The organism is Sphingomonas sp. ERG5 (assembly GCF_000803065.1).
GTDB lineage: Bacteria > Pseudomonadota > Alphaproteobacteria > Sphingomonadales > Sphingomonadaceae > Sphingomonas.
Map to the genome: position 1 here is coordinate 1 of NZ_JSXI01000021.1, position 11,819 is coordinate 11,819.

At 61.4% G+C, this 11,819-nt stretch carries 10 protein-coding genes; 5 read left to right on the plus strand and 5 right to left on the minus strand.

The genetic code is table 11. The features are described from left to right. Together OO12_RS27425 and OO12_RS07815 are read right to left on the minus strand one after the other, a co-directional pair. Positions 1-113: GTPase (locus OO12_RS27425; RefSeq protein WP_152616312.1), on the minus strand; the 113-nt coding region annotated here is incomplete at its 3' end. A gap of 124 nt (positions 114-237) precedes the next feature. Continuing rightward, positions 238-942: a TetR/AcrR family transcriptional regulator gene (locus OO12_RS07815; protein WP_082006407.1), complete on the minus strand. Its 705-nt coding sequence runs from the start codon at positions 940-942 to the stop codon at positions 238-240. A 403-nt stretch (positions 943-1,345) separates the two neighbouring features. Here OO12_RS07815 and OO12_RS07820 point away from each other — a divergent pair, with 403 nt between their 5' ends. From OO12_RS07820 to purU, 5 genes are read left to right on the plus strand one after another with little or no spacing between them, the layout of a single operon-like run. Then, positions 1,346-2,614 (plus strand): sarcosine oxidase subunit beta family protein, encoded by a 1,269-nt coding sequence (locus OO12_RS07820; RefSeq protein ID WP_034158122.1) that lies wholly within the window; start codon positions 1,346-1,348, stop codon positions 2,612-2,614. A 12-nt stretch (positions 2,615-2,626) separates the two neighbouring features. Then, positions 2,627-2,911: a sarcosine oxidase subunit delta gene (locus OO12_RS07825; protein WP_034158123.1), complete on the plus strand. Its 285-nt coding sequence runs from the start codon at positions 2,627-2,629 to the stop codon at positions 2,909-2,911. A 26-nt stretch (positions 2,912-2,937) separates the two neighbouring features. Next, entirely contained in the window at positions 2,938-5,838 is a 2,901-nt protein-coding gene (locus OO12_RS07830) for a sarcosine oxidase subunit alpha family protein (protein WP_160296760.1), read from the plus strand. Next, a complete protein-coding gene (locus OO12_RS26785; RefSeq protein WP_082006408.1) occupies positions 5,831-6,418 on the plus strand; it encodes a sarcosine oxidase subunit gamma family protein in 588 nt (195 codons plus the stop codon). The genes OO12_RS07830 and OO12_RS26785 overlap by 8 nt, the downstream gene beginning before the upstream one ends. After that, entirely contained in the window at positions 6,415-7,254 is an 840-nt protein-coding gene (purU, locus tag OO12_RS07840; protein WP_034158125.1) for a formyltetrahydrofolate deformylase, read from the plus strand. The genes OO12_RS26785 and purU overlap by 4 nt, the downstream gene beginning before the upstream one ends. A gap of 200 nt (positions 7,255-7,454) precedes the next feature. Here purU and OO12_RS07845 read toward each other — a convergent pair whose 3' ends face one another. Genes OO12_RS07845 through OO12_RS07855 form a run of 3 tightly spaced genes read right to left on the minus strand, consistent with a single transcriptional unit; the run spans position 7,455 to position 11,817 of the window. Next, positions 7,455-8,387: a threonine ammonia-lyase gene (locus OO12_RS07845; protein ID WP_235364709.1), complete on the minus strand. Its 933-nt coding sequence runs from the start codon at positions 8,385-8,387 to the stop codon at positions 7,455-7,457. 59 nt (positions 8,388-8,446) lie between these two features. Next, complete coding sequence (locus OO12_RS07850) at positions 8,447-9,910, minus strand: APC family permease (protein ID WP_034158127.1); 1,464 nt, start codon at positions 9,908-9,910, stop codon at positions 8,447-8,449. An 11-nt stretch (positions 9,911-9,921) separates the two neighbouring features. Then, positions 9,922-11,817, minus strand: coding sequence for a serine hydrolase domain-containing protein (locus OO12_RS07855; protein ID WP_052215650.1), 1,896 nt, complete (start codon positions 11,815-11,817; stop codon positions 9,922-9,924). Between the last annotated feature and the right edge of the window lie 2 nt (positions 11,818-11,819).

Genomic DNA, 11,819 nt, shown 5'->3' on the forward strand with positions numbered 1-11,819 from the left:
ACCCCCGGCCGATCATCGACCAGCGCAAGCTTCTTGCCGACAAGACGGTTGAACAAAGTCGATTTGCCGACATTGGGGCGGCCGATAATCGCGACCGTGGGAAGTTTGGACATCAGCCTGCCTTACGACCCCCCGAGCCAAACGTCATCCCATCCCGCAATCCAGGAGAGGAGCGTAGCAAATGACAGCACAAACAAAAGTCCGGAGTGCGATTTCCGCTTCGTCGCTGACACCGAGCTAATTGGCTTGTTTCGAGAGGAGGTCGGGCGCGTCGCGGACCGCCTTGACACGGCCCGCGCCCGAGGCACTCGACCGGCTTCCAGCTTGTTTCGACGCGAGCAGCATATCGACCATCCCTTCGGGCGCCGGGGCGCCGGTCAGGGCCTCATAATAATAGGGTGCCAGCCTGGCCCGTTCGGCGAGACTCTCACTGATCGAGAGCGCGAAATAGCCGACTTGATGAAAATACATGATCCGAGCCCGAACGAAACTCTCGGGGGCAACCATGCCGCTGCGTTCAAGATAGGCCTGGAACAAGATGATCCAGGCGCCATCAACCTCGCGTACGAGTTTGGCTGCGCTCTTCGACTTGCGAGCCCAGCTGCGAATCGCAATATCGAAGGCGGGAACAGACGAATCTTGTCCAAGCCAAATTCGAAAGAGCTCAATAAGCGTGCTCCCCTCTTCGGCGACCAGCGCTTCGATCGCGGCCATCTCGCGACGATTACTGGTTTCCCAATCTTCCAGCAGCGCATTGAGCAAGTCCTGGCGATCCTTGAAGTGCCAATAGAAACTGCCGCGCGTCACCTTCAGGCGCCGCGCCAACAAATCTACCTTCACATCATCGACGCCCGATCCGATTAGCACCTTACGCGCGGCCGCGATCCAATCGTCACGAGTCAATCGGCCAGTGGCCACCATTCCATGCTCCTCTTCGTCCATGCCAGCTCGCCAGCCTGGCCCTTGCTCGCGCCCTGCCCCGCAGTATTGCCAACCTCTTTTCCCGGAAACATCGAGTACTGATTTCCCAAAGGATTTTTTGCGGCATCTCGCTGAGCGCCGAACGGCCGGACAGATGCAACGCCCGATGCCTTGTAGCACGCGAGTTGGGGGAGAAATGTATCATCGTCCGGTCGTAACGGCATGCAGCCGTGATGCCCCACACCAGGCTTGTGTCGAGCAGGGCACGAGCAGTTGAATGATCCATCGCATTCTCCACGGGACCGGCTTCTACCAGCACCCATCATGACACAGGTCGTTATCGCGCCATACATGAGTGTGTGGAAACGACCGATCAAGAAACTTACGATACGGCGTTGTACCATACAATTCTGTACTGTATTGAATGGGCACAGGAGAGGCGAGCGTGACAACACGATATTCCGCATTATCGCTGGTCCGCGAAGGACTTAACCGCCAGCGGGGATGGACTCCGGCATGGCGCGATGCGGCACCGAAGAAACGCTACGACGCAATCGTCATCGGCGGCGGCGGCCACGGCCTGGCGACGGCCTACTATCTTGCCCGGAATCATGGCGTGACCGATGTCGCGGTGATCGAAAAGGGTTGGATTGGCGGCGGCAATACCGGCCGCAACACGACGATCATCCGGTCGAACTATTTTTTCCCGGAGACCGCACGCTTCTTCGAGTTCGCGCTCAAACTCTATGAGGGCCTTTCGCAAGACCTGAATTACAACATCATGTTCTCGCAACGCGGCATGTGGATGCTCGGTCACGATCGACACGGCATGGAAATGCTGCGCCGGTCGGCCAATGCAATGCGGCTCAACGGGATCGACGCGGAGTTTCACGACGGCGCATCGGTACGATCATCCATTCCCGGCCTTAACGAGTCTCCACGCTTCCCGATCCTCGGCGGCCTCAACCAGCCGCGCGGCGGCTCGGCGCGCCATGACGCAGTCGCCTGGGGTTATGCACGCGCCGCATCCGCACTCGGTATCGACATCATCCAGAATTGCGAGGTCAACGACTTCATCACCAGCGATGGGCATGTCCGCGGGATCGAGACCAATCTGGGCACAATCCGGGCGGATGCGATCGGCATGGCCGTGGCAGGTCATTCAACCGTCCTCGCCGCGAAGGCGGGTATTCGCCTGCCGATCAGTTCGTATGCGCTTCAAGCGTTCGTATCGGAACCGGTGAAACCCTGCCTTGACACGGTGATCCTGTCGCCAGCGACGGGAACTTATCTCAGTCAATCCGACAAAGGCGAGCTCGTGATCGGTGCTGGCCTCGACCTGTATCTTTCCTATGCGCAGCGTGGAAACCTACCGTGGATGGAACGTGCCGCGGCGGGGGTGGTGGAACTCTTCCCGGCATTCTCCCGCATGCGTTTTCTCCGGCAATGGGCGGGAATTGTTGACGTCGTTCACGATTCAACGCCGATCATCGGCGAAACCGATCTCGGCGGATTCTATGTAAACTGCGGCTGGGGTACAGGCGGGTTCAAGGCCATTCCAGCTGGGGGATGGTGCCTGGCTCATCTCATGGCCACAGGTGCGTCGCATCCACTGAGCAGGGCCTTCGGCCTTGAAAGATTCAGGACCGGCGCACTGATCGACGAGGCATCCGCCTCCGGCATTGCGCACTGAAGGCGGCACGGCATGCTTCTCATCACTTGCCCGCATTGCGGCCCTCGCTCGGAAATCGAATTTCGTTACGGCGGCGAAAGTCACATCCAACGCCCCGGACCATATGGCGATGTCACCGATGAAGCGTGGGCGGATTATCTGTTCTACCGGTCGAATCCGAAAGGCGAGCATCGCGAACGCTGGATGCACGCGGCGGGTTGCCGCCGCTGGTTCAATATCGTGCGCGACACCGTGACACATCGCATCGTCACGATATATCCGATGGGCGAAGCCCCCGATGCGGCGCTGCCGCGATGAGCGGGTGGCGCGCCGCAGGCGGCAGCATGATCGACCGCGAGAGGTCTATCTCCTTTACATGGGCAGGCCACTCCTATCGCGGCTTCGCCGGGGACACGCTCGCTTCGGCTCTGCTTGCCAATGGGGTTTCAATCGTCGGCCGCAGCTTTAAATATCACCGGCCGCGCGGCCTGCTCGCTGCGGGACTGGAGGAACCCAACTGCATCATCCAGCTGGAGCGCGGCGCCGTCACGGTTCCGAACGTCAAGGCCACGCAGGTCGAACTCTATGACGGGTTGATTGCGGAGCCCGTCAACGCGAAGCCGAGCGCCGAATTCGACCTCCTGGCAGTGATTTCGCTCTTCAAGCGATTCATTCCCGCAGCCTTTTATTACAAGACATTCTTGTGGCCCAATTGGCGCCTGTTCGAACCGACGATCCGCAAGGCCGCCGGCCTCGGAGTCGCGCCGGGTGATCGCGATCCCGAATCGTACCAGCATCGCCACGCGCATGTAGACGTGCTTGTGATCGGTTCCGGAGCAGCGGGCCTGGCTGCCGCTGAGGCGGCCGCGGCGGACCCTGCAAACATGCGCGTGGCTTTGGTGGAAACCGATGCGGAGTTTGGCGGCGGACTGCTTTCGGGCACCGCCATGCTGGAGGGACTTCCCCCGCTCGAATGGCGCGACCAGACGCTGGGACGCCTTCGCGCGGCGCCGAACATGCTCCTCCTCAACCGGACCATGGCGTTCGGCTTTTATGATCATGGTCTCGTCGCCTTGCTTGAACGCATCAACGACCATCTTCCTCCGCCGGATCGCAACGGCCCGCGTCAGCGACTCTGGAAGATGCGCTGCAAGAAGGTCATCTTCGCAACGGGTGCTTTCGAGCGCCACATACCCTTTGCCGGAAATGATCTGCCAGGCGTCATGCTCGCCTCGGCGGCGCAGGCCTATGCGTGCCGTTACGGTGCACTTCCTGGTCGCCGCGTGGTGATCTGCACCAACAACGACAGCGCTTATGCTGCGGCGTTCGCGCTGCAAGATGCCGGATGTGACATTGCGGCCATCATCGACTCTCGCTCTGAACCCTGCGGTCATGCCGCAATGGCCCGGCGCAGATCGATCGAGATCATTGGCGGCGCGGCACCACTGCGCGCCAAAGGAAGGCGCGGCGTTAACGGTCTGGAGCTCATCACGCTCGCCGGCGGTGCCAGACGTCTGTTGGCCTGCGACGCTGTCCTGACTTCCGACGGCTGGAATCCGGCAGTGCATCTTCATTCTCAGTCCGGCGGGTCGCTTGACTATGATATGGACCTGCAATCCTTCCTTCCACTCAGTCCTGCGCAGGATGCGATTAGCGTCGGTGCGGCGGCCGGCGTCTTTGCACTCGATCTTGCCATCGCCAGCGCCCGCGCGGCAGTGCGCGGCGAAGCAGCCGCAACGCCGCAGCCGATGGCCGTCGGCCCGACCCGGCAATTCGCAGATGGTGACAGTGCCGCGCAGGAGGCGTGGGTCGATTTCCAGAACGACGTGACGGTCGCCGACGTCCAGCTTGCCTCGCGTGAGAATTTCCGGTCGGTCGAACATCTCAAGCGCTACACCACACTTGGCATGGCGTCCGACCAGGGCAAGACGTCGAACGTTTCGGCTATCCACATCCTATCTGACTTACTTCAGAAACCTGCTCGAGCAATCGGCACGACCAAGTTCAGACCGCCATTCGACCCTGTGACAATCGGAGCCTTTGCGGGCCGAGCAATTGGCGATGACCTGATGCCACTGGCCCAAGCCGCAGCCCATGCGAGGCAAGTTGCGCTTGGCGCACGGATGGAGCCCTATGGCGCATGGTCGCGCGCGGCCTTCTTCCCCCGCCGGGGCGAAACCGAACGGCAGGCGATTGATCGCGAAGTGCTCGGCGTCCGTCAATCGTTAGGGCTGTTCGACGCCTCCCCCCTCGGTAAGATCGAGGTGAAGGGACCGGACGCCGCCGAGTTCCTGCAGCGTATCTATGTGAACAACATGCGCGGTCTGAAGTTGGGGTATTGCCGTTATGGGCTCATGCTGAACGAGCATGGGATTGTGTATGACGACGGCGTGCTGGCCCGCATCGGCGAGAACCATTTCCTCGTCGGCACCACGAGCGGCCATGTCGCGGCGATCGCTGACATGCTCAACGAGTGGCTTCAGTGCGAATGGCCGACGCTTCGCGTGATGGTCGAGAATGTTACCACTGGCTGGGCGGTGATGAACATTGCCGGACGCCATGCCCGCACCGTGCTCGCAGCGGTTGGAACGGATATAGATCTTTCGGCGGAGGCTTTTCCACATATGACCTATCGCGCCGGCCAGGTTGGCGGCGCGCGCGCGCGGATCGCTCGTGTCAGCTTCACCGGGGAGCTGTCCTATGAAATCGCCGTACCCTGGGCATATGGTGCGTCACTGTGGGACGCGCTGATGCGCGCAGGTCAGGCACACGACATCATGGCATTCGGGATAGAGGCCCTGATGGTGATGCGCGTGGAAAAGGGTTTCCTTCACGTCGGCTCCGACACCGATGGCACGACCTACCCGCAGGATGTGGGTTTCGCTGCCGCTATCGCCAGGAAACCCGATGATTTCATGGGCCGGCGTTCTACGATGCGAAGCGAGGGGCAGCGCGAAGACCGACGGCAGTTGGTGGGACTCGAAGTGATTGACGGCCAGGGTTTGCTGGAAGTCGGCGCACATATCCTGCCGCGCGACGCGACCGAACCGCGGGACACACAGGGATGGGTCACATCCAGCGTATATTCGCCGACGCTTGGGCGACCGCTCGCCATGGCTCTGGTCGAGCGCGGTACCAACAGAATGGGCGAAGAGGTTCGGATCTGGGATCTGGACACTTGGCGATCGGCGCGCATCGCCGATCCGCGCTGCTTTGATCCAACAGGGGAGCGAATCCATGGCTGAGCCAGATTCATCCGTAGAACTGCGCCGCCTACTCCCCAGCGGCTCCGGCATGGCACGACCAGGTTTGGCGCTGCGCTTCGAACGAGAATTGGGGATCGGAAAGATACAGATCTTCGGTACCGCTCCTGATGCACACTTCCGCCGCATCGCGGGAGCTGCGGCACCGCATGCTTGCGGGCAAACCGAGCAGGGCGGACTGACCATCGCGTGGCTTGCCCCGGGAGAGTGGCTGTTGACCGGTCCGGAACCCCAGGTGATCGCCCGACTCGAGCAGATCGACGAACATGAAGATGACGAAGTACTCGCGATCGACCTGACCCATGCGCGCTCCTCGTTCCTCATCAGCGGAACCGACGCCCGGGATACGCTGGCCGCACACTGTCCGCTCGATCTATGGTCCGGCACTTTCCCGGTTCACGCGGTCGCGCGCTCGTTGCTGGGCGACGCCAGTATGTTTATCGCCCGGCTGACCGATGTGGCAGACGGGCCGCAATTCCGAATCATCATTGACCAGACGATGGAAGACCATGTCGCGCGCATGCTCGCCGGCCCTCAACTTCATTCAGGAACCCCTAAATGAACAAGTATCTCGTGCTGCGCTTCCGCGCGCCCGATCGCCCCGGAATCGTGGCCGCCATCGCCGCTCTGGCCACGGAACATGGCTGCGACATCCGCGCGGCGGCAGTCTATGGTGACGACGACACGGGCGGCTTTTTCTGTCGCATGGAGCTCGCCAGCCCGATCGATCGCAAAGCACTCGTTACATTTCTCGCACCGGTAGCGGACCAACTCGCGCTGGATTGGGAACTCAAGGACCTCGCGCGAAAAATGCCCGTGCTGATCGCTGTCTCCAGGTTCGGCCACTGTCTGATCGACTTGATCCACAAGCAGGAGATCGGACAGCTTCCGATCGAGATCGTGGGCGTGGTCTCGAACCATGACACGATGCGCAAGACGGCCGAATGGCACGGCCTGCCCTATCATCACCTGCCAATGATCGACGGCAAGGCTCAACAGGAAGCACGCTTCCTCACGATTATCGAGGAAACCGGTGCCGAACTCACCGTCCTCGCGCGCTACATGCAGATCCTGTCCGATGACTTCTCAACGCGGCTCGGCGGCCGCTGCATCAACATTCACCACAGCTTCCTGCCCAGCTTCAAGGGCGCAAAGCCCTATCATCAGGCGCACGCCCGCGGGGTCAAGATCATTGGCGCCACGGCGCATTTCGTGACGGCCGACCTCGATGAAGGTCCCATCATCGAGCAGGATGTGCGTCGGGTGAACCATGCGATTACCGCGGACGAAATGGTGGCGATCGGCCGCGAGATTGAAGCCTCAGTGCTTAGCCGCGCCGTACGATGGCACGCGGAACATCGCATTTTCGCGAACGGCTCCAAGACCGTGATCTTGTAGTCCCGGGCATGTGCCGGCCGACTGGGTGCGGATCCGATCAAACCCTTTCGACAGGAGCAATCATGACAATTTTGCGCGTCGGCAACATCGCTCGCCGAGCCGTGCGATCCGGCTTCCATGCCAGTTGCCGACCGGTCGGCTATCGTTTCGCCGACAACGTCTAACCGACGGGCGCTTCCCTTTCCCGAATACCTTTACCTCTACAGCGCCGCGCCCTGCTGGGCCTGATTGATCATCGCCGCAAAACCGCCAATATCGATGTTGGATCCGCATATCAGTACCCCAACCCGGCGACCGGCGAGTTCATCGCGTAACGGACCAAGCAGAGCCGCGGTGGCGACGGCACCCGCGGGCTCTGCCATCAACTTCATCTCGCGCGCCAGCAGCGCCATCGCCTCACGGATCTGATCGTCATCGACCTTTACGAACCGGTCGACATGTCGCCGGCAGAGCTCGAAGCTGTACGGAAGGGCGAAGGGCGGCCCCAAACTATCGGCGATCGTCGAAACAGTCGCCTGCTCGACAGGTCGACCGAGTGCAAGGCTCTGGTGCATGGAATCCGCGCCGGCGGGCTCGACGCCATATATCCGACAATTGGGGTTCGTGAGCTTTACCGCCGACGCGACACCCGCACACAAGCCCCCACCGCCGATCGGAATGATCACTGCCTCAAGGTCGTTGGCCTGCGACATCCATTCAAGTCCGAGCGTCGCTGTCCCGAGCGCGGTCAGCGGCCCTTCAAAGGGGTGGATGAAGCTGCGTCCTTCGTCACGCGCAAGGGCCTCGGCCAGTTCGAACGCGGCCTTTCCATTTTCCGCGATGAGAATCTCTGCGCCATAGGCGCGGCAACGCGCTTGGCGAGCGAGATTCGCGGTCGGCAACATGACGACCTTGGCCGAGATGCCGAGGCGGCTGGCCGCATAAGCGGTCGCGATCGCGTGATTGCCTGCGCTGACCGCCGTCACGCCATTGCGGCGCTGCTCATCGGTCAGGCGCAGCATCACTGAAAGCGCACCGCGCGGTTTGAACGTCCCGCTATGCTGGAACAGCTCGAGCTTCAGGTTGACGCGCGTTCCGGGTGCCAATCGCGCTGCTATTTCGCGGCCTTGCCAGTCATGCACAGGGGTGGTCATTACATGAGGTGCGATAAGGGCGCGGGTTTCCTCAATGTCCACAAGACGAAGATCTTCGATCATATAGATGCTTCTCCCGAAGGGCTTTCCCTTCTGACGCGGCGCGCCTTGCGCATGCCGAAGGTCAGGTAGATGATCAGACCGGTCGTCGCCCAAACAGCGAAGAGCCGCCAGGTCTCCGCGGGCACGCCGACCAGCATATATGCGAACACCATGATTCCCAGCGACGGCACCAATGGTCCGAACGCAACACGAAAAGGCCGCGGCAGATCGGCATGGCGTCTGCGCAGCACGAGCACGCCCACGCATATCGCGATGAAGACAAGCAATGTGCCCAGCGAAACCAGTTGCACGAGCAGCGAAACAGGAAACAGACCGGCCAGTGTCGCGATTGCCAGCGCCGCCAGGAGCATCGCGCGGTCAGGGGCATGAAAACGGGGGTGAATACGGGCGAGGACCGCTGGCAGCAGGCCGTCCTGCGCCATGGCGAGGTAGATGCGCGACAGCGCCGTCAGCAACACGAGCAACACCGAGGCGAGGCCGCTCATCGCAACGATCTCGATGAGGGGCGTGAGCCAGTTCAACCGACCGCCGGCAGCACGGGTCGCGACCGAAAGCGGATTGGCGACGTCGAGCGCGGTATAAGTCACGAGCCCGGTCATCACGAGCGAGACCGCGATATAGAGCAACGTACAGACTGCGATCGCGGCCAGAATACCCCGCGGCACATTGCGCTGCGGGTCGCGGGTTTCCTGTGCAAGCGTGGACACCGCGTCGAATCCCAGAAATACGACGAAGACGACGACAGCGCCACGCAGGACTCCGCTCCACCCGAAATGGCCGAACGCGCCCGTATTGGCGGGAATGAACGGCGTCCAGTTGGTAGGATTGACGTAGAAGGCGCCAGCCAGAATGAAGAGTAACAGTACCACCAGCTTGGCGGCGACGAGCACATTGTTGACGACAGAGGAAACACCAATACCGCGGCGTGCGATCGCGAATGCCGCGAGAACGACGAAGATCGCCGGCAGATTGATCGACGCGCCCGCTTCAATCTTGCCCTCGACAGTTGACAGGGCCGGCGTCGTCAGCACCGACGGCAAATGAGCACCGAATGTCGCGAACAGCGCAGTCACATACCCGGACCAGCCGACCGCAATGTACGACGCGGCGCAAAGATATTCCACGATGAGGAACCAGCCGACGAACCAGGCGAAGATCTCGCCCAAGGTGACATAGCAATAACCATACGCGCCGCCCTGAACCGGAAGCGCCGCCGCAAGTTCGGCGTAACAAAGCCCCGCCAGCGCACAGCCGAGCGCAGCCAGCAGGAAGGACAACGTGATCGCGGGCCCGGCGAATTGCGCTGCCGCGGTTCCGGTGACGATGAAGATTCCGCCGCCAACGATCACGCCGATCCCGATGAGTAGGAGATCGACCCAGCCCAGGCGACGTACCAGCCCACCATTGCTCGCTCCTGCCGGGCCCGGACCATCGCCGGTAACAGATTTACGGTGCAGCATGCGGCCGACGCTCAGAAGCTGTTGTTAACGCTGGCCAGGTTCTGGCTGACCAGGAACCAGGCGACGTAGAGCGCGAGCAAGGCGCCCACAATTTCGACCGCCCATCGCAATTTGCGCTTCGATTGCTTTATCGCGAGCCCGGCATGGAGCGCGGGTAACGCTGCAGCCAGCACTGCGATCATGCTCGCACCTCGCAGAATGTTCAGGAGCGACAGATCGTCGCTGAGCCCACCAAGGACCGCCGCTGCAACCCAGCCGATCATCACCAATGCGATCCAGCCATGTCCAGCACGCGACGCGATCCAGGACCGCTCGCATTGCTCGTGCCGCTTGCGACGGCGCCGCCAGGTGATCATTCCAGCGGAGGCGAACACCGCGCAACCTAGCAAAGCAAACCAGAATAGCGGCTGCACCAGGCCTGTTGCGAAGATGCCTTCGACCCTTTCGAACACCATAGCCGGCGGATAATCGTCGCTAACCCAGTAGAGAATCTTCCCATCTTTGCCGGCAACGAATGAGAGATGCGCCTGTCCACCGACCTCGCGATAGGTTAGCGGCCCCACCTGTCGCCAGCTTTTGGGTGCGCCGTCAGGCGCGAGCCGGGACGATACGGTGATCGTGCCGTCGGCCGCCGCCTCGACTTCATCATCGCCTTCGAACAAGCGCATCAATTGCGGACCGGACTCGTTCCGGCGCGTCGAACGATAGAATCCCGCGACGCGCCCGGCATCGAATAACCTCGGTTCCACCGTCGGTTCATTGACCATATTGCCCGCGACAAAACGGTCGAAGAAACCCCGTGCGATAGCATCACGAACGGTGTCGGACCCAAGCTTGCGGCCCAGCGTACCCGTACCGTTGAGCGTGACGAAAATGCCATAGCCACTCTCCGGTGCGAAATAGAGAAGCGAATGAAAGTCGGTCCAGTCACCGCTATGGCCGATAAGGCGATAGCCGTTGCGATTGGCCTCCCAGAAGCCGAGCATGAAACCGTTGCGGCCAGGCGCGGCGCGATACTGCACCCGGTGCATCTCGGCGATGCTTTCGGGTCGCAGGATCGCCGCATTGCCGAAGCGCCCTCCCTGCAATTGCGCGATCAGGAAATGCGCCATGTCTGCCGCGGTGGATGCCACGGCGCCCGCGGGGGCTGCGGAAACCGTCGCATATGCTACCGGTTCCGGCTCCGCGAGCGAGACATAGCTTTTGGCTGCCATCGTCGCGAGCGCACCTCGCGGCGGCTGGGCGAGAGTCGTTCGTGTCATGCCGAGCGGCGTGAGGATATGCCGCTCGACATAACCGGGATATGTCTCGCCCGAGACACGCTCGACGATATAGCCGGCAAGCGCTGCGCCATAATTGGAATAGGCGATGCGTTCACCCGGCGCGAAGATCCGTTTCGGCACGTGGTCGCGGATATAGCGGCCGAGACTGCCGGGGCCGGCGCCATATTGCGTCATGCCTTGCGACACGTCCTCAAATCCGGCGCGATGCGTCATAAGATGACGCAGCGTGATCTTGCCCGGATAGGTGTCCGGAATGCGAAAATCGAGATAGCTGTTGATATCCTGGTCCAGGCTGACCTTACCTTGCTCGGCGAGTTGCATCACCGCCGTCCAGGTCAGCAGCTTGGAGATCGAACCGATGCGAAACAGCGTGGCGTCCGGCGTCACCCGTCGACCCGTTTTCAAGTCAGCCACCCCATAGCCCTTGGCGAAGACGACGTGATCTCCCTTGACGACACTGATGGCCGCACCCGGAATTCCGGCCTGCGCGAGCGCATAAGGTACGATGCCGTCGAAATAGAGTTCGAGTTCGGCGGGGGTCGCCGAAACCGCGGATTGGGCATTTGAGCTGGACGGTACTATCACCGCCAGCATCGCCCATAAAATCAATATAATGCTGCGCATTT